The sequence below is a fragment of the Geofilum sp. OHC36d9 genome, from assembly GCF_052400685.1.
Classification (GTDB): Bacteria; Bacteroidota; Bacteroidia; order Bacteroidales; family Marinilabiliaceae; genus CAZHHH01.
In genome coordinates this window covers 108,559-127,297 of record NZ_JBQTGJ010000002.1, presented here as the reverse complement: position 1 = coordinate 127,297, position 18,739 = coordinate 108,559, and the positions used below count along the sequence as shown (strand labels likewise).

17 protein-coding genes are annotated in these 18,739 nt (G+C 43.5%); 4 read left to right on the top strand and 13 right to left on the bottom strand.

Annotated features, from left to right (window positions below; translation table 11 throughout):
- Window positions 1-47: 47 nt before the first annotated feature.
- The 3 genes from ACT3CD_RS03395 to ACT3CD_RS03385 form a co-directional block, all read right to left on the bottom strand.
- Window positions 48-920, bottom strand: coding sequence for a Cbp1 family collagen-binding glycoprotein adhesin (locus ACT3CD_RS03395; protein ID WP_444642953.1), 873 nt, complete (start codon window positions 918-920; stop codon window positions 48-50).
- 178 nt (window positions 921-1,098) lie between these two features.
- Entirely contained in the window at window positions 1,099-1,773 is a 675-nt protein-coding gene (gene rsmI / locus ACT3CD_RS03390; RefSeq protein ID WP_444642951.1) for a 16S rRNA (cytidine(1402)-2'-O)-methyltransferase, read from the bottom strand.
- A gap of 2 nt (window positions 1,774-1,775) precedes the next feature.
- Complete coding sequence (locus tag ACT3CD_RS03385; protein WP_444642949.1) at window positions 1,776-2,549, bottom strand: hypothetical protein; 774 nt, start codon at window positions 2,547-2,549, stop codon at window positions 1,776-1,778.
- 286 nt (window positions 2,550-2,835) lie between these two features.
- Here ACT3CD_RS03385 and ACT3CD_RS03380 point away from each other — a divergent pair, with 286 nt between their 5' ends.
- The gene (locus tag ACT3CD_RS03380) at window positions 2,836-3,420 is read left to right on the top strand and encodes a thymidine kinase (protein WP_444642947.1); all 585 of its coding nucleotides are present in this window, start codon (window positions 2,836-2,838) and stop codon (window positions 3,418-3,420) included.
- A gap of 14 nt (window positions 3,421-3,434) precedes the next feature.
- Window positions 3,435-5,888, top strand: a complete 2,454-nt coding sequence (locus ACT3CD_RS03375; RefSeq protein WP_444642945.1) for a bifunctional UDP-N-acetylmuramoyl-tripeptide:D-alanyl-D-alanine ligase/alanine racemase — start codon at window positions 3,435-3,437, stop codon at window positions 5,886-5,888.
- A 13-nt stretch (window positions 5,889-5,901) separates the two neighbouring features.
- On the opposite strand, the gene ACT3CD_RS03370 is transcribed toward ACT3CD_RS03375, so the two are convergent.
- The 4 genes from ACT3CD_RS03370 to ACT3CD_RS03355 form a co-directional block, all read right to left on the bottom strand.
- Window positions 5,902-6,372 (bottom strand): methylglyoxal synthase, encoded by a 471-nt coding sequence (locus ACT3CD_RS03370; RefSeq protein WP_444642943.1) that lies wholly within the window; start codon window positions 6,370-6,372, stop codon window positions 5,902-5,904.
- A gap of 10 nt (window positions 6,373-6,382) precedes the next feature.
- Window positions 6,383-7,081 carry a Crp/Fnr family transcriptional regulator gene (locus tag ACT3CD_RS03365; protein ID WP_444642941.1) on the bottom strand — a complete coding sequence of 233 codons (699 nt, stop codon included), beginning with the start codon at window positions 7,079-7,081 and terminating at the stop codon, window positions 6,383-6,385.
- A 293-nt stretch (window positions 7,082-7,374) separates the two neighbouring features.
- A complete protein-coding gene (locus tag ACT3CD_RS03360) occupies window positions 7,375-9,024 on the bottom strand; it encodes an NAD+ synthase (RefSeq protein ID WP_444642939.1) in 1,650 nt (549 codons plus the stop codon).
- Between the two features lie 20 nt (window positions 9,025-9,044).
- Complete coding sequence (locus tag ACT3CD_RS03355) at window positions 9,045-9,665, bottom strand: porin family protein (protein ID WP_444642937.1); 621 nt, start codon at window positions 9,663-9,665, stop codon at window positions 9,045-9,047.
- A gap of 503 nt (window positions 9,666-10,168) precedes the next feature.
- On the opposite strand from ACT3CD_RS03355, the gene gldB reads away from it, so the two are divergent.
- Both gldB and ACT3CD_RS03345 read left to right on the top strand, forming a co-directional pair.
- On the top strand, window positions 10,169-11,179 hold the full coding sequence (gldB, locus tag ACT3CD_RS03350; RefSeq protein ID WP_444642935.1) for a gliding motility lipoprotein GldB: 1,011 nt from the start codon (window positions 10,169-10,171) through the stop codon (window positions 11,177-11,179).
- A gap of 19 nt (window positions 11,180-11,198) precedes the next feature.
- Window positions 11,199-11,753: a 5-formyltetrahydrofolate cyclo-ligase gene (locus ACT3CD_RS03345; protein ID WP_444642933.1), complete on the top strand. Its 555-nt coding sequence runs from the start codon at window positions 11,199-11,201 to the stop codon at window positions 11,751-11,753.
- A 59-nt stretch (window positions 11,754-11,812) separates the two neighbouring features.
- On the opposite strand, the gene ACT3CD_RS03340 is transcribed toward ACT3CD_RS03345, so the two are convergent.
- The 6 genes from ACT3CD_RS03340 to ACT3CD_RS03315 form a co-directional block, all read right to left on the bottom strand.
- Entirely contained in the window at window positions 11,813-11,980 is a 168-nt protein-coding gene (locus tag ACT3CD_RS03340; protein WP_444642931.1) for a DUF362 domain-containing protein, read from the bottom strand.
- A gap of 297 nt (window positions 11,981-12,277) precedes the next feature.
- The gene (locus ACT3CD_RS03335; RefSeq protein ID WP_444642929.1) at window positions 12,278-13,486 is read right to left on the bottom strand and encodes a M20 metallopeptidase family protein; all 1,209 of its coding nucleotides are present in this window, start codon (window positions 13,484-13,486) and stop codon (window positions 12,278-12,280) included.
- Between the two features lie 186 nt (window positions 13,487-13,672).
- Window positions 13,673-14,776: a redoxin domain-containing protein gene (locus tag ACT3CD_RS03330; protein ID WP_444642927.1), complete on the bottom strand. Its 1,104-nt coding sequence runs from the start codon at window positions 14,774-14,776 to the stop codon at window positions 13,673-13,675.
- Between the two features lie 65 nt (window positions 14,777-14,841).
- Window positions 14,842-15,957 (bottom strand): methylmalonyl Co-A mutase-associated GTPase MeaB, encoded by a 1,116-nt coding sequence (gene meaB, locus ACT3CD_RS03325; protein WP_444642925.1) that lies wholly within the window; start codon window positions 15,955-15,957, stop codon window positions 14,842-14,844.
- A gap of 149 nt (window positions 15,958-16,106) precedes the next feature.
- A complete protein-coding gene (locus ACT3CD_RS03320; RefSeq protein ID WP_444642923.1) occupies window positions 16,107-17,189 on the bottom strand; it encodes a DUF1573 domain-containing protein in 1,083 nt (360 codons plus the stop codon).
- A 178-nt stretch (window positions 17,190-17,367) separates the two neighbouring features.
- Entirely contained in the window at window positions 17,368-18,639 is a 1,272-nt protein-coding gene (locus tag ACT3CD_RS03315; RefSeq protein ID WP_444642922.1) for a DUF2851 family protein, read from the bottom strand.
- Window positions 18,640-18,739 lie beyond the last annotated feature (100 nt).

The following is an 18,739-nucleotide window of genomic DNA, read 5'->3' as shown; positions in this document are numbered from 1 at the left end:
AAAAACCGTCATTTCCGTGTGAGGTATAAAGAGGAGGTTTAGAGCGTTTATTGGACTTCCACCACCAAATAGTTGGAGATACTCCAGAATGAGGCTACGTCGCTGATTTTTAGGATCAGATTGCCATCATCCGATTTGGTGAGTTCGTATGATGAGCTCGGATGCGACGTCAAAATAGTCGCTTTGGTTCTGAAGAGTTCAATCTCTTGGTTGTCGCGAATGTCGATCCGCGTAAAGTATTCTTTTTCGAAATCATCTTTCAAAATTTTATTGTTACCAAAAAACAGAAATCCTTCTTTGGTGACAATATTTTTGTCTTTGAGTTCTTTGCGTGTCCCAATGGCGTAATAGGCTGTGTTGGCCTCGGTGGTTGTTGCTTCCAGTTGGCTACGTGTTGCTTCGCTGACTTTTTGAACGGAGTCAACGCGCGAACTCAAATCCATTACTTCATAGTTTAGTTCATCAATTTGGATGTTTTTCTTTTGAAGCTCTTCTTGTAACAAAATGATTTCTTCAGTTTTGGCCCGTAACTGTTCATTTAAGCTTTCAATTAGTTTTTTGAAATCTTTGTTATCGGCGCCGGATCGTTTCAAACGACTTTCGAGCTGCTGAACTTTTTCTTTGTTTTGAAGCATCAAATCGTAGATCATGTGTATGTCTTTATTGATGCTTTCACTGCTTGTCGGGGCTGTTTCGTCGTCGTTGGATTGTACCGAAATAATCTTTTCTTTTTCTTTTATTGTGCGCAGGTTTTCTTCAATATCGCCCAATGTCTGAACCAGATAATTCATTTGTGAATCCTTTTCAGCTGTTACCGATTGTAATGAGTCATTGGTTGCCTGTAATTGTTTAGCCGATGGGCCTGTGGTGCATTGCCATAACACAGGAACAACCAGCAGAAGTAAAAATAAATGTTTCATAGTTTTCTATTATTTTATAGGTATTGAGATTTTGGGTTTAATACCGCTTTCATCTCGTACGAAAGAGGTGCATCCAATTTCACGCCAAAGATAGATACCGAATGAATACGATAGTCAAAAATATGAAAATATATTTTTCCTATTTGGTTAGTTATAAGTGGCTTTTGGTGGTTGTTTTTTATTTATGAACGCCCTCAACTACCAGCACAATCTCTCCTTTGGGCGGATTCTCCATGTAGTACTGCATTAATTCCTCCACAGTTCCACGCTTTATTTCTTCGTGAATCTTCGTCAACTCCCGACAAACAGCGGCCTGGCGGTCGGCGGTGAAAAATTCCACACATTGTGTCAATGTCTTGACCAACCGGTGGGGCGATTCGTAGAATATCATGGTGCGTGTTTCTTCCTGCAGCGATAAAAATTTTTTCTGACGACCTTTTTTGGGGGGCAAAAATCCTTCGAAAGCAAAACGGTCGTTGGCCAATCCCGCCACAGCAATGGCAGGTATCAGGGCTGAGGCGCCGGGCAAACATTCCACTTCGATGTTGTTGTCGATGCATTGTTTTACCAGCAGATAGCCAGGGTCTGAAATGCCCGGTGTCCCGGCATCGGTTACCAGAGCCGCTTTCTCTCCGGCTGCAATGCGTTGTGCTACCCGTTCAACAGTGGCATGCTCATTAAATTTATGATGCGACACCATTTTGGTGCTAATTTCGTAATGCTTTAATAAAAAACCGGTCGTTCGTGTGTCTTCGGCCAGGATGAAATCGACTTCTTTGAGGGTTCTAAGGGCTCGTAGCGTGATATCCTCCAGGTTGCCTATGGGCGTCGGAACCAGAATTAGTTTGCTCATGGTTAATCGTTTTTAAATCGGCGTTTTACCGTTTTTATGAACATTTCGTATGTTTCGGAGGTCGTGTCCCAATTAAAATTGGTCTTGAGAAATGATAGCGCAGAACCTAAATCCTGCATCGAATTTAGCTGGTCAAGTGTTTGGTTGTATAGTTCTGCGCTGCCTTTGAACAGCTCCCGCTGAAACAGAAACCGGTCGTTTATGCCTATTGCTTTACGTAAATCGGGCACCGACGGCTGGTAAGCCTGATCGCTGCTTTTCTTTTGGTCTGCGAGTATATCAAGCACTGATTTGTTATTTTTACCCAATACCTCTCCAATCACAGCTTGCCTGACTGAGGATGCTGGCGCAGGAGCGGGCGTTTTTGCCTTCTCACCGGGTTGCTCATCAGCGGATTCAACGATGTTGGTTTCTTTTGGAACGGCAACCTCTTCTTCATGACTTTCGATGGTAATGGGTGCCGTAGTCTTAGCCTGAGGTTTGGGAGCCTCTTTTGGTGGTGCCGGTTCGGATTGGATCTCGTTTTCTGCTTCCGGAACTGTTTCTTCAGGCGTTTTTTTGTTTTCGGGTGTCGGAATTATTTTTTCCTTGCTTGTTGAAGTGGATGGCTCAAGGGTGTTTATTAAACTTAATTCATCCTGTATTACCTTGGTTTTACTTTGGGCCAGTTGAATATATACAGCCGGTATATTTTCTGTCCCGCTAAAGGTCGATACCAGCGTTTCCAATTCTTTGATGTCCTGGAGGACGATTTTTATTAATGCTTCTTTTTCCATAATATCAAGTTGACAACCATTTTCTTTACCTTTGCAAAGGTAGTGAATGAAACTAACATGTTTGCGCAAAATGAAAAACACACCTGTAAATTGCAAACAGAAGAGTCCCATCCATCCTTTACGAAAAGACTTTTTTAATTGAAATATTTCTGTTTGGAAGTAATCCCAAATTGAATATTCTAAGTCTTATCCATTTTAACACGCATTTTATTTTTTGGTGAATTAAGATATTTTTGTTTACAGTTACAGATAGTTATTAACAGTTATCCTGTTCAAAATTAGTCACATGTTTTTGGAAAGTCGTTCTGATAAGAATAAAAAGCAGGGCTGGATTGAAGTCATTTCCGGCTCAATGTTTTCCGGTAAAACGGAGGAGCTGCTTCGTCGTCTTCGTCGCGCACGAATAGCCCGACAGCGGGTGGAAATTTTTAAACCGTTGGTTGACAATCGTTACAGCGAAGAAGAGGTGGTGTCGCATGATGCCAACAGCATACGGTGCACCACGGTTGAGTCGTCGGGGAATATTTTATTGTTGAATGCCGATACCGATGTGATAGGCGTTGACGAAGCACAGTTTTTTGATTCCGGCCTTACTGCTGTTTGTAATACCCTGGCAAGTCAGGGGGTGCGTGTGATTGTGGCAGGGCTCGATATGGATTTTAAGGGCAAACCTTTTGGCCCAATGCCTGACCTCATGGCTTGTGCTGAATATGTTACTAAAGTGCATGCTATTTGTGTACGATGTGGTGATCTGGCTCATTATTCGTATCGGCTTAAAGGTAGTGATAGATTGGTCGAGGTGGGGGCAGGCGAGTCGTATGAGGCGGTTTGTCGTGCCTGCTATCATCAGTTAACAGGAGGAAAACAGTAATAGCTATAATTGAAATGGAAACGGGGTATTTACTTTCGGAAATAGCACAGATGTCGGGTGGCACCTTGTTGGGTGATAGTTCATCAAAAGTTTTACGATTATTTTTTGACAGCCGGCTGGTATTCGAGCCGGAGGGGGCTCTATTCTTTGCCCTTAAAGGAGGTCAGAATAATGGTCACTATTATATCCCTGAGTTATATAGTAAAGGGGTGCGTTTTTTTGTGGTCGACCGGTCTTATAAGCCGGCATCCGGGATGACTGACGCCGGCTGGATTTTGGTTGATGATACGCTTAAGGCTTTGCAGGATGTGGCTGCATTTCATCGACAACAGTACCATCCGCAGGTGTTGGCTATTACCGGGAGTAATGGTAAAACCATTGTGAAGGAATGGCTGGCGCAGGCTTTAAATGACGATGTGCCGATGGTGCGGTCGCCTCGTAGCTATAATAGTCAGATAGGGGTGCCCCTTTCGGTTTGGCAGTTAAAGTCCAGACATCGATTGGCGGTGTTTGAGGCTGGCATAAGCCGTAAGGGTGAAATGTCCCGGCTCAAAGAGATCATTCAACCCACATTGGGGCTGATTACAAATATTGGAACGGCGCATCTTGAAAATTTTGAATCTCAATCGTCGATACTGAACGAAAAGCTTGGACTATTTGATGATGTGGAGGTTTTGTTTTATAGCCGGGATGCTCAACTTATTCATGAAGCCGTGATGGCCCGTTGGCCGGATAAAACATGTTTTACCTGGGGACGTCATCCTGAGTCAGATCTGAGATTGCTCTCTTCGGGGGAAGTTTTGAATTTTCAATGGAAAGGGAAAAGCTTTGAAGTAGAAATTCCTTTTTCTGATTTTGTGTCGCTGGAGAACGTAATGCCGGTGGTGCTATTTATGCTGTTCCGAGGCTATAATGAATCTTTAATAGCTCAGCGTGTGGCCACATTAGAACCCGTTGCGATGCGTATGGAACGTAAGGAGGGGCTCAATAATTGCTTAATTATTAATGATAGTTATAATTCCGATTTTACGTCGTTGGAGATAGCGCTCGATTTTTTGGACCAGCAAGGCCGGAAAAAGTCGATGAGCCGAACGGTTGTGTTATCTGACATGTTGCAGACCGGTTATACCGATTCGTTATTATATCCTCGTGTAGCCGGGTTACTTCAAAGCCGTAAAATAGATCGGCTTATTGGCGTGGGTGACCATATTATTAATTATCAAGCCAGCTTCAGACCAGGTGATCGTTTTTTTAGATCCACGGATGAATTGTTGGCAGCTTTGCCTGGTTTTTCTTTTCGCAATGAGGCCATCCTTATAAAAGGGGCGCGTTCGTTTGCGTTTGAGAGGGTGAGTGATTTGCTTGAGCAGAAGCAGCATTGCACTGTTATGGAGGTAAATCTGGATGCCCTTATTAGTAATTTGAATGTTTTCAGGCAGCATCTCAATCATAATACCAAGGTTTTGGCTATGGTAAAGGCCTTTAGTTATGGGAGTGGTTCGTATGAAATTGCAGCTGCCTTACAGTACCATAAGGTTGATTATTTGGGCGTGGCTTTCGCCGATGAGGGGATGGAACTGCGGCGGGCCGGGATTACATTACCCATCATTGTGATGAACCCTGAGATGAAGACGTTTGGACAGATGCTGGAATATGGCCTGGAGCCTGAAGTGTATAGCTTTAAGGTGCTGAAGGCCTTTGAAAAGGCGGTGCGCGAAAGTGGGGTTTCTGAAGCGTCTGTTCATATAAAGCTCGATACGGGAATGAATCGTTTTGGTTTTGAGTCGTCTGATGCCGATGAATTGGCACGTCAGATTAAGGCGATGCCGCATTTAAAGGTTCGGTCGGTATTTTCGCATCTGGTGGGTAGCGATGACGTGAAACACGATGATTTTACGCGTCGGCAGATTGATGTTTTCGATCGGTTTACCACTTATCTGAAAACTGTGTTGGGATATTCTTTTATTCGCCACATTTTAAATTCGGCCGGTATTGAACGCTTTTCAGAAAGTCAGTATGAAATGGTGCGAATAGGCATCGGCATGTATGGCTTGAGCGCCATTAATGATGCGCAAATGCAGAATGTGGTTACGTTAAAATCCTATGTGTCACAAATTCGTACGGTTCATGACGATGCTACGGTGGGGTATGGCCGTAAGGGATTTATTCAGGCCGGCGGAAAGCTGGCGGTTATACCGGTTGGATATGCCGATGGCTTAAACAGGCATCTGAGTAATGGCGTAGGTGAGGTGCTGATAAACGGACGGCTCTATCCCATCATCGGTAATATTTGTATGGATACTTGTATGATTGATGTTAGTAATGGTAATGTGCTTGAAGGTGATGAGGTTGTCATTTTTGGGGATGATTACCCGGTTACCGTTTTATCAGATAAATTAAATACGATTCCCTATGAAGTTTTAACAGGTATCAGTCGCCGGGTGAAGAGGGTTTATTTTAGAGAATGAAAAAACCGTTAACTTATAGGTTAACGGTTCTTTTAATATATTCTGAATAGTCTTTTATTATGGGATTGTATTCGTGGTGAAACAGTTTTGACGATATAATGAAGTCGGCTGTTGCCCTGTTTGCAGCCATTGGAATGTTATAGAGTGTTGAGATGCGCATCAGTGCTTTTACATCAACATCATGTGGTTGGGGCTGCATTGGATCCCAGAAAAATATTAACAAATCTATTTTTCCTTCGCTGATCATGGCTCCCAGTTGCTGGTCACCTCCCAATGGACCTGATTTTAAACGGGTTATTTTTGGTGCTATAACACCATGTTCTTCAGTCTTGGTGTGCATGGCTTCCTGAACCAGCTTTCCTGTCGTTCCGGTGCAAACCAGGTCGTGGTCTGTTAGCTCTTTCCAATTCCAGGCCACCCATTCAATTAAATCTTTTTTTCTATTATCGTGAGCCACGAGTGCGATGGTCTTTTTATTTTTCATATTTTATTATTTAACCTAATTTAGAAATTCGTTCAAGTTGATTTTCATCCAAAATGCGGATGATACGACCATCTACGGCTATCACATTTTCTTTCACGAAATTGGTGAGAGTTCGGATCGCGTTGGAGGTCGTCATATTTGAGAAATTAGCCAGATCTTCGCGCGACAAATAAATATTGAGGGTTGAATTGTCTTTTTCGAAGCCATAGATGTCACGAAGTAACATCAGGCTCTCAGCTAACCGGCCTCTGATGTGTTTTTGTGTTAATGTAACAGTGCGATATCGCGAAAATCCCAGCTCTGATGCAAAGGCATTGATGATGTTCATGCACAAGTGATTGTTGGTGCTCATTAGTTGGTCGATTACCTCTTTGGGTATTTCGAAAATGGTACATGGATCAATGACAACCGCAGAAGCAATGTGTGGCTCGTCTGCAAATAAGGCCCTGTAACCAATTAGCCCGGGTGCTTTGGCCATTCTCACAATCTGGTCGCGTCCGCCAATGCCTTCCTTGAAAATTTTGGCTTTCCCGGCACCAAGGCACAATAGACCGGTAGGGCTTTCTCCTTCCTGGTATATGATCTGGTTCTTTCGAAATTTTGCAACGTTATGATTTTCTTCAAGAAATTCTTTCTCTTTAGGTGTTAATACACTATAAATGATGGAGATATCTTTTATCGTTGGTTCCGGAAACAATCCTTTTTTCATTATTTGTTGAATGATTATGCTATAAAACACTGTTGTAAAACACTCAAAATTAGCAAAAATATTATTGTTTCAAACAGATGTTGTGTAAATGGTTATTTAATAGAGGGTTTCGGAAATTACTTCGTATCTGCAAGCACTATTTAGTGCCTGTCCATAAAAGTCGGGAGTTTGAGCTATAAAGTTCAAGTTCAAGGCTTGCGCAGCTCGAAAAATGTGAGTTTACTCCCGTAAATGACCATTTTGAGAGCAAGCGTAACGCAGAAGTTGACTTATAGACAGACTCTGTTTAGAGGTTATGGGTTTATTTTTGATACGATTGGTATTCTTCGTCCAAAACCAAAGGCTTTGGTGGTGATTCTTAAAATAGGCGGTGCCTGAAACCGTTTGTGTTCGTTTCGGTTTACCATTTTCAGGGTTTTGGTGACTGTGGGTTCATCAAAACCGTCGGCAACGATTTCATTTAGTGATTTGTTTTGTTCGATATATCTGAACAGGATGGCATCGAGAATTTCATATTCCGGTAACGAATCACTGTCTTTTTGGTCGGGACGCAACTCAGCCGATGGTGGTTTTATAATGGTGTTGTTGGGTATTATTTCCCGTTCCTTATTGATAAAGTGCGCCAGGTTAAATACCAGCGTTTTATAAACGTCGCCCAATACGCTCAGGCCGCCGTTCATATCGCCGTAGAGTGTGCCATATCCAACGGCAGCTTCACTTTTATTGGTGGTGTTGAGGAGTATGTTTCCAAATTTATTGGAATAAGCCATTACCAATGTCCCCCTGATGCGTGCCTGTATATTTTCTTCGGTTACATCTTCCTCTTTACCGGTAAAGGTTTGCTCAAGTGCTGTTTTAAATTGTTCGAAGATGGTTTTAATGGGAATTATTTCGTGTGAAATGCCTAGATTGTTGGCTAAATCGCGCGCATCGGTAATACTGTGGTCACTGCTGTATTGCGACGGCATTAAAATGCCATGTACATTTTCTTTTCCCAGTGCAGCCACGGCAATGGCAGCTGTTACGGCCGAATCCAGCCCCCCGGATAAGCCCAGTATGGCTTTTTTTAGTCCTGACTTGGAAAAATAATCTCTGACACCTGTTACCAGGGCACGGTGAATTAAATCTATTTCTTCGGGATGGCGCTGTTCCGATTGTTTGGGCCTCTCATTGGTGTTGGTGAAATAAAGTTCTTCTTTAAAGAATTCTAACCGGTGTGTTACTTCTCCTTTGGAATTAATGACCATTGATCCGCCATCAAATATCAGTTCGGTGTTGGCCCCTGTTTGGTTCACATAGTATACCGGGAGGTGGTATTGAGCGGCTTTTTTGCAGATGACCTGCTGGCGGATGGCATGTTGATGGTGTGAGAACGGGGAGGCGGCAATATTGATGACCATATCGGGTTTCAGTGCGGCCAGCTTTTGCATGGGTGATAGGGTATACAGATGATTGCGGTCAAATTTGTGTTCCACCGGCCGGTCGTCCCAAATGTCTTCGCAGATTGTAATGGCCAGACGTTGCCCTTTGAAGTTTATCACATTAAAGGTTTCATTGGGTTGGAAATATCTGTATTCATCGAAGACATCGTAGGTGGGTAACAATGTTTTGTGAACGGCGGGGGTTGCTTTACCATCCTGTAACAGCCAGGCCGAGTTGTACAGTTGTTTGCCTTTGGTACCCGGATTGAGTGACGGACCGCCTACGATGGCGGCTATCCGGACACATTCTTGGGCTATTTGATGAATGGTTTCGATGGTTCGATTCACAAAGTCACCGCTATTGAGGAGGTCTAACGGCGGATAGCCGCACACTGCCAGCTCGGAGAAAAGGACCAGATCAGCGCCTTTATCCTTAGCGTCTTTGATTGTCTTTATTATTTTGGTGGCATTGGCTTCAAAATCGCCAATTTTGTAATTTAGTTGTGCCAGTGCTATCTTCATTGTTGTTGCTCTTATATGGTTCAAAAGATGAAGCCGACCTCAAACACAAATCGGTTTAAAATGGCTTTATCGTCAAAGTCTTCGTTTTTGGTTATGTCGGTAAATCCATTGTTGAAAAGGAGACCAAACATGAGCGCATTGCTGCTGTTGATGGCATATTCTATACCGCCACCCAGATGGTAGCCTAATTCAAATAACCGGATTTCGTCGCTGATGGATTTGTCATTATTGTCGTTTGCCTGAATGTTGATTTGTGGCGACAGACCAAAACGACCATATATATTCATGCGGCGTAAGTCGGCCGATCTAAGTTTTAAACCCAAAGGTATTTCAAGATACTTCAGCTGGTAGGTTTGACTATAGTTGTTCTGCGCATCTTCGTACTTATAATTTAACTTGCCTCCGGTAGTGTTTATTGTAAGTCCTGTGGTGAAAGCATAGTTCTCACCAAAGAAATTATCCATCATAACGCCAAAATTATATCCGAACCGTGAGGTCTTTTGATCTACCATTTCGTGGTCCGATTTCATCCATGAAATTTGAGGGGTCGCCACAAATGTAAAGCGCGTACGCCCTGAATCCTGACTATATATATATTGTGTTGCCATCAGGGCAATTAAAATAATAGCTGCATTTTTCATTTTATATTGTTTTTTGGAGGTTAAGCCTACTTTATTTTATTATCGGCATAAAATTGAGTAGTAGCCTCAAAAATAGTTTTTTTTACATTGAATGTGATATTGTTATGTGCCTTTCGTCTTTAAAATCTGTTAAAATTATGTGTAATGGTCTGAGACATATCATTTGTTTGGGAGCAAATATAAAATGATAGCGGTTCAGTCGTTGTTTAAATTGAATGAAAATCTGGTGTTTGAGCTGTTGGAATTAGCTGTCGGCGAATTAAAATTTTGTTTTGTACGTCGGGTTAAATAACCGACACTCATTTTTTTTATCTTTAGTCGCTAATAAAAAAGGTTCGCGGTTTTTATTGATTTATTGAATTGTCAGGACTCCTCCGGAGTCCGATAATTACGCTGATGATGGACTTTTGTGCAAGTACGGTGAACGAGCGTTAAAAAATTAATAAGAGTAGCTTAATACATATTAGGCAGACTCTGGGAAACGTATTTTTAAAAGTGATAGCATGAAACGAATAACACGTTTGTTTTTAGGGAGTTTAATCTTGATGTCTTTTGTAGGATGCTGGCGTAAAAATGTCGCGCCCAATGTCGATCATGTTAATGTTGAGGTAAATCTGACGGATTTTTATGAAGATTTATTTTCATTTTCGGCAGATAGTCTTGAGGAACGATTGCCTTTTATAAAGGAGAAATATGGCGATTATTTCAGGGCTTACAGCATGGCTATTGTAGGCGCAGGCGATCCCGATGATGAGAATTATCCCGAACGAATGAAACGTTTTTTGGCCTATGAACCCAACCGGGAAGTGATTGACAGTGTCAGGGATGTGTTTGGAGACGATGCGTGGCTGAAAACGCAATTGGAACAAGCCTTTAAATATCAGAAGTATTATTTTCCCAATGCGATAATTCCTCATGTTTACCTGCATATTTCAGGGTTTAACCAATCGGTGGTTATTGATTCATCGTGGGTGTCGGTGAGTGCCGAGAAATATCTGGGTGCTGATTGTATCTTTTATGAATGGCTGTCTGTACCGTTGTATTTGAGGCGGGGTATGCAGCCCGCGAAAGTGGTGCCCGATGTCATGAAGGCCATTGCCATCTCAAATTATGTGTATAACGATTCGGTGGATAACCTGTTAAATCAGATGGTTTATAATGGTAAAATACTCTATTATGTGAAAAAAATGGTACCCGGTTTACCCGATTCTTTGTTGTTTGATTATACCCAGCAGCAGCTGAAATGGGCCGAAGACAATGAGTCGATAATGTGGGCAACATTAGTTGAAAAGAAACATCTGTTTTCAAATGATCGGATGACCGTGCAGCGTTATGTGGGTGATGCACCGTTTACTTATTATTTCGGACAGGAATCACCGGGGCGTGTCGGTAATTATTTCGGTTTGAAAATCGTTACTTCATTTATGGAAAAACATGATGAAGTGACACTACCTCAACTTATGCAAATGAGCGACGGACAGGCTTTGTTTACGCAAGCCGGTTACCAGCCATAGTTTATTAAATAATTGTATTATGGTTATAGAAATGACGTTGTCACAACAAAAAGAGGCTTTGCGGCGTGTAATTGCCGCAAAGAAAAATGTTTTGTCTGTCCGTAAAAGACAGACCGAAAGTTTGTATCTGGCCAATCAGATTGAGTCCTCTGAAAGCTTCCGGAATGCAGGGGTGGTGTTGGCATACTGGCCAATGGCCGATGAGGTTGATTTGCGATCGTTAATTCTTAAACGGGAAGATAAGACATGGTTACTGCCTTGCGTGGTCGATGATCATCTTTTGTTACGTTGTTTTGAAGGGGTGGCTTCTTTAACCGAAGGGATGCGTTTTGGAATACCGGAACCAACCGGGGAGGTGTATGCCGATTATGGTAAAGTGGACATGGTATTGGTGCCCGGGGTGGCCTTTGATAAGGCGGGGAGCCGATTGGGCCGTGGCAAAGGATTTTATGACCGATTGCTGCCTCAGCTTCATCAGGCTGAAAAGGCCGGGGTTGGCTTTTCTGTTCAACTGGTTGATAAAGTGCCCTGCGAACCGCACGATGAATTGCTGGACAGGGTATTTATTGCCTAAGGCATCTTATTTATATAAAAAAACCGCTGAAGTTTTTCAGCGGTTTTTTTATTATTTGCTTAAGCAGGATGTATAGCCTCAGTAGGACAAACATCTGCGCAAGTGCCACAATCAGTACAGGCTTCCGGATCAATTTTATAGATATCGCCTTCGCTGATAGCTTCTACAGGACACTCATCAATACATGTACCGCAAGCAATGCAGTCATCACTAATTACGTATGCCATTGTTTTTTTTATTTAAAGATTTTATTCTGACAAAATTATCCTCTTTTTTTATTATAAAAAATCATTTGGGACAAAAAGAGTTAATTTGTACGGGATATAAATTATACATAGTCTTTGCAAGAAAAGGCCAAATACTGCGTTATTCTTGTTTTTGAAACAGTCATTTATAATGAGTAAACTACTTGGTTTCAAAAATTTATAAAGTCTTGTCTTTGACGATATCTTATCAAAGACTCAAAAACGAGGGGATTCTTTGCAGGCACTACATATATGGTCTGATGTTGCAGTCTGGTTTGTTTAATAGGTAGTCTGGTCTGTTTTTAAGAAATTGAGAGCCAGCCAGGCCATCAGTCCGCTTGAGGTTTCCAGCGATTGCTCATGGAGATTGAATTGTGGGGTGTGCAGTCCGCCGGTGTCGCCATCGGGTTGTTTTACCCCAAAGCGATAAAATGTACAAGGAAATTCGCGTGTGTAATAGCCGAAGTCTTCGGCTGTCATACGAAGACTCATCTCTTCAACGTTTTCGTCGCCAAGGTATTCGCGGGCCCATTTTTGTGCCTGCCCGGTAACCGCTTCGTTGTTGTAAACCATGGGATAGCCGTCTTTGATGTCGACTTCGCATTGGCAGCCAAAACTGCTGGCCGTGGTGGTGGCGATGTGTCTTATTTTATCCTTCACAACAGCGCGCCAGTTTTCGTCCATGATACGAAGGGTGCCCGACAGCTCAACTTTTTCCGGGATTACATTGGTGGCACCATTACCCACTATCCGGCCAAAGGAAAGAACGGCTGGTATGGTGGCAGGCACAATGCGGCTCACGATTTGTTGCAGAGCTACAACGACCTGACAGGCCGCTAAAACGGTGTCGTTGAGGTTGTGTGGCATGGCAGCATGTCCGCCTTTACCTTTAATGGTGAGATGAACTTCATCGCCCGAAGCCATGTACATTCCTTTTTTGAAACCGGCATGGCCGCTTTTCATTTCGGGTAACACGTGCTGTCCAAGTATGAGTTCGGGTCTTGGATGGTCCAGGGCGCCTTCTTTCAGAAGCAGGGACGCTCCGCCCGGGAATTTCTCCTCGCCGGGTTGAAAGATGAATAAAAGAGTGCCGGTCCATTGGTTTTGCAGCTCTTTGAGTATGCGGGCCGTCGCAAGTAATGAGGCCGTATGGGCATCATGACCACAGGCGTGCATCACCCCTTTATTTAGTGATTGATAGGGTAGCTGAGTGTTTTCGGAGATGGGCAATGCATCCATGTCGGCACGCAGCCCTATGACTCTGCCTTTGTCGCTTTTTCCCGTAAGGGTTGCTATAATACCCGTTCCGGCAACGCCTGATTTAAAAGGTATATCCAGCTTTGTGAGTTGCTGTTGTATAAATTGAGACGTCGTTTCTTCTTCAAATGATAATTCCGGATTTTGGTGCAGATGACGGCGTAGCTCAACAGTGTCGTTGTAGTATTGGATGGCTAACTGACGAATGGTATCTGCGAGAGAGGTGCTCATGGTTATTTGTATTGTAAAAATTGATGTAAAAGTAATGATTGCCGCTGAGTTTTGCCACTAATTAAAACAGAAGAGCGAAAAGTCACTGTTTAAGTAGTGTCTTTTCGCTCTTGAGCTGGTTTCAATATTATTTAGTGTCAGTCCATACCGTAGAAGCTGGACTTTTTAGACGAACTCTGTTTAGACTTATTTGGCGCCGAGCAGACTGTCCAGTTTTGTGGCCAGTTCTTCACCGCGAAGTTGTTTTTCAATGATCACGCCTTCTTTGTCGAGTAACCAGGTGCTGGGGATGCTTTGTACAGCATAGTTGTTGGCAATGGCACCGTCGGCGTCGTGAAGCAATGTCCATGATAATTTGTCTTCTTCAACGGCTTTTTTCCAGTCTTCCTCGGCTTTGTCGAGAGAGATACTGACAATTTCGAAATTGTCGCCGCCAAATTGTTCATAGGCTTTTACCAGATTTGGATTTTCCATGCGACAAGGGCGACACCAGCTGGCCCAGAAGTCCAGTAATACATATTTACCGCGCAGGCTTTCGAGTGTTACTTCTTTGCCGTTGATATCGGTAAGGGTAAAGCCGGGAGCAGCTTCTCCAATGGCCAGTTTAGCTTCTGCTTCCTGTTGTGCTTTCATGGGTTCCATGATTTGTTCCAGTTGCGCAACATAAGGATGATCGCCCAGATTGGTTTTTAATGACGTAAGCAATGAGTCCAACTCATCGTACGACAATGCCTGTGCCATGTTAAGTGCTAAAAATGCACCTACAGCATTGGTGCTGTTAGCTTTAACAAAGTCGCGGTAGTAGTCCTGTTGTTCCTGAATGATCGTCTGCATGTCAGCCATCAGACTCTGCATGGTAGCCTGATCGCCATTTTGCTGAGCGGTCATAAATTCATTACGCATCGACTCTACTTTGTCCTGATGAGGTACGTCGTCGTTAAATTTTGCGAAAAGATCGGCCATCTTTGAGCCTTCTATTTTAGCTTCATCCAGGCTATCTGATTTCCCGGTGATGCTAATTGTACCGTTTTCGAGGAAGAAGGCAAATGGTTTTTTCTGATCTTCGAAGAATAAAAGGTACAGTTCAGGATATTCAGCACTTCCTTCGAAAGCGAATTTTCCTTCAACAACGTCGGCCGTATCAACTTCTTCAACGCCTTGCATGGCTATTTTTTTCAGGAATACTTTGCCCGAAACACCATCTTCAAGTGTACCGTTAATTTTATAACTGTTAGTGGAACAGGAGGCCATCAGGCCAATAAAAGCCAAGCCAAGCAATAATTTTTTCATTCTGTGTTGTATTTTAATGTGTTAAAAAAAGGCGCGAGCGTTGCTGCATCTGCGTTACGTTATCATTATGATTTTGTGTAATAGCTTTCCAATAACCGACGGGCTGCTTCAAAAGAACTCATCTCATCATTGTTTACCATTGCTTCAAAGGTGGGAATTTTCTCTTTAATCAACGAATTTTGATAGAAATTATTTTTGAGACTTTCGTTGATGGTTTCGTACATCCAGTAGCGTGCTTGTTCTTTTCTGTTTTGTTCGAAGTATTTATTTTGTTTCACATGGTCAATATATTCGCGAATCATTTTCCAGATTGTTTCTACGCCGCCTGAATTTAACGATGAGCAGGTTTCAACCCGAGGTATCCAACCCGAACGGGTGGCAGGAAACAGATGCAGGGCATTGCGGTACTGGGCTTTTGCCAGTTGTGCTTTTTGCAGGTTTTGTCCGTCGGCTTTGTTAATGGCGATGCCATCGGCCATCTCCATAATGCCTCGTTTAATGCCTTGTAATTCATCGCCGGCGCCAGCAATCAGTATGAGTAAAAAGAAATCGACCATTGAGTGAACCGCTGTTTCGCTTTGTCCTACGCCAACGGTTTCAATAAAAATAGTGTCGTAGCCTGCTGCTTCGCATAAAATGATGGTCTCACGTGTTTTACGTGCAACGCCGCCCAGTGAGCCGGCCGATGGCGAAGGGCGGATGTACGCATTGGGCATCGACGAGAGTGTTTCCATGCGTGTTTTGTCGCCCAGAATGCTGCCTTTGGTTCGTTCGCTGCTTGGATCAATGGCCAGTACGGCCAGTTTGGACCCTGCTTCGATCAGATGTGTGCCCAGTGCTTCAATGAATGTGCTTTTGCCTGCGCCGGGAACGCCGGTGATGCCCAATCGGAGGGATTTACCCGCGTATGGCAGGCATTTGAGAATGATTTCCCGGGCTTTTTCCTGATGTTGCGGTAACGAACTCTCAATTAAGGTGACAGCCTGACTTAATATGGTTACATCACCCGACAGTATGCCGTCAATATACTCTTCAACCGTACGGTTTTTACGTTTGTTTTTTAAAAAACGCTGAGCAGCTGTTGGATTGACTGATGGCAGTGGTTCTACCCCTTTGTTTACTGAAAGGCCTTTGTATATGTGGTCGTTTTCGATGTGTTCCATATCGTGCGTAAACGGCATGATTAATAATGATTGTTTCTTTCAGGGGTAATAACGTTGAAAGAATAACGTGGGTTCAAAAAAAATGAGGGGATTTTTGTACGAAGAAAATAATGGGTGCTGTGCCAATTGGTTGTAGTGTTTTTTTTCTTCTTAATCCCCTCTTTTGTTTATTGGCTTACTACGGTTGACGATAGACGAAGTAACATGGTACTTTTCTTCGGGTCGTTGGAATAAACCGTGATGGATTTATTTTGGCGTCCTGAGCGTCCACGTGAATTAAAGGTGGCTTTGATGTTGGCTGTTTCGCCGGGGGCAATGACTTCCTTATCGGGTTGTGTTGCCGTGCAGCCACAGGAGGCTCTGACCTTGCGCAGAATCAGGTTGGATTTTCCTTTGTTGGTTACCACAAATGTATGAGATACCACATCGCCCGATTTGATTTCGCCGAAGTCGTAGCTGGTTTCACTAAACTGTATGTCGGCAGCATTGGCCAGTTGTGCTTCTGTCCAACTGCTAAAATCTTCTTCAATGGTGGCGCTGATGCTCAAACGGCCATCTTTTAGTTGTTTGCCGTTGATCGCCATGTAAAGCTGATCAACAACAAATCCCCAGTCGTCGATTTTTGAAGCGTCAAAAGAGGCTTTAATGGTTCCTTTTTCGCCTGGCTTTAAGGTAGCCGGTACCACTTGTACGGTGATATGTTTGGGTACCTGGTTGAAGGTGATGGTGGCCGGTTCTGAAGAGGTGTTGATGATTTCCATGCTCTCATTTTTCTTTGAGCCGGGCGTCACTCTCGTAAAGGACAGGTGAGATGATTTCAGACGAATATCGCCCATCTGACGGGGATAGATGTCTTCGATGGTTTTTTTGCGCGGCAACACATTACCTACAATACGCAACACTTCGGTCGGATTTTCGGCATTGGAGCTGATGGTAATGGATTTGTTAAAGTTACCCGGACGGTTGCGGGGATCGAAGGTGGCTTTTATGGTGCCTTTTTGGCCCGCAAGAACGGGTTGACGTGTCCACTCGGGCGTGGTGCAACCACACGATGAACGCACATTATGAATTACAAGGGGCTGTTGGCCTGTGTTGGTGAACTCGAAGGTGTAAGCCACCGGACCGGCATCCTCTTTTATGTCTCCAAAATCATGAATCTTTTCGTTGAACTTTAGGGCCGGACTGGCAGTTTGAGCTGAGGCCCAGGGCAGCATTGTAAATAATAGCAGTACGATGGTTAATTGTTTCATAATAGGTTGATATTTTATTAAATGTTGTTGTTTAAAGTCATTTTTGATGCAGTGATACAAATCTAATAAAAAGATTTCAGGTTGTGTTTTTTATGCAGAAATTATGCCATGCTACGCAGTCAGTCGTTAAAGGTTATAACGATTGTAGTTGGGCTGGTTGTGTTTTGTTAATGAGAAGTTAACCTGTTGACAGAACGATATGGCCAATTTTGCAGTGTAAGCATTTTTTGTGCTGGCAATAGGCTCTTTTGAGGTGTACCAGTGCTTGTGTTTGCGCTGCATTAATGGGGTGTATGCCCTGTTTTTGCCATTGGTTGATCAGGCTGTTTTGTTCGGGCGGCAGTAAATAAAGCCATTGCAGTGCTTTTTGACACAGCGGCTGTTGGTCGTGATACCGGCCATAGGCGAAGATGATTGGAACCAATGTGTTGATGATGATTAATTGGCGTGAACTTTTACCCAGATTTTTGATGGTATTTTTTGAGCTTACATTGGGCCGGTAATGGTTCTGCCAGTAACCCGACAGCGGCACCTCTATGATGGCCGTTAGTTCTTCAATGGTTTCGGCGGTTAATACCTTGTCGAGGGTCAGGGTTTCTTTGTGAAAGAGTGCAGCCAGCTGCATTAAGCGGATGGTCGGGAAGTTGGAGGGCCGCAATCGCATAAATTTCCAGTGGTGCGATTCAATGGCCCTTAAGTGGTATTTGGCAGCCAATACTTTATATTCGCGGGCGAGGATGGCGGTGTATTCGTCCTCTTCTACCAGATTGCTCAGGAAGCCGGCTTGTCCCAGAAAAAGCGATTCCAGTCGTATGATGTCGTCGCGGTTTTTTTGGATGATGGTCCAGGGCGTATTTCGGGCCAGCCGCTCAAAGGGATCGCCATTTATTCCAAAGCCAAAATTACGACACAGCAGGGTGAAAAATACTTCGTCCCAATTGTTTTGTGTACTATGCAGCAGGGCGTCAATCCGTTTCATTTTATGCTCCAGTTTTTCCACGAGAATGCGTTCCAGCCAGAGGCTTAGGTTGAAGGTCGAAAGATTTTTGAGATGCGGGGCACAGGCCACCCAGTCGGGGCTGAAGTATAGTTGCAGGTATTTGTTTCGCATTGTTTCTTCTACCGGCATCAGCCAGGCCGGAGGGGTCAGACCTGAGGTGGTGGTGGCTGTGTCGTCGTTTTCAAGTATCACATGCAGTATGACGTTGTTGTAGGCTTTGTCGGTTTCATGGTGGTGACGGAACCAATCGGATGCTTTTAAATGCAACTCAACATTGCCGGCCCAGAGCGTGCCATCAATTTTTATTTTCGCGTTGAAAAAATCGGGCCCTGAATCGGTGTTGGGAATTCCGGGGTGAATAATTTCAAGAGATTCACCCTGGGTGGTGGTGTATAATCCGGGTTGGTAAAGCCTGAATTGCCACAGGTAATGCATAAAATCTTCAGACATAAGGTTAAATGTTAAGTTGAGCTGTTACAGCCTGTTTTTGGCAGGTCAGTGGGCTATGTTTGCTCCTAAGTTATTGAAATATTGATTGATAACAAAATTT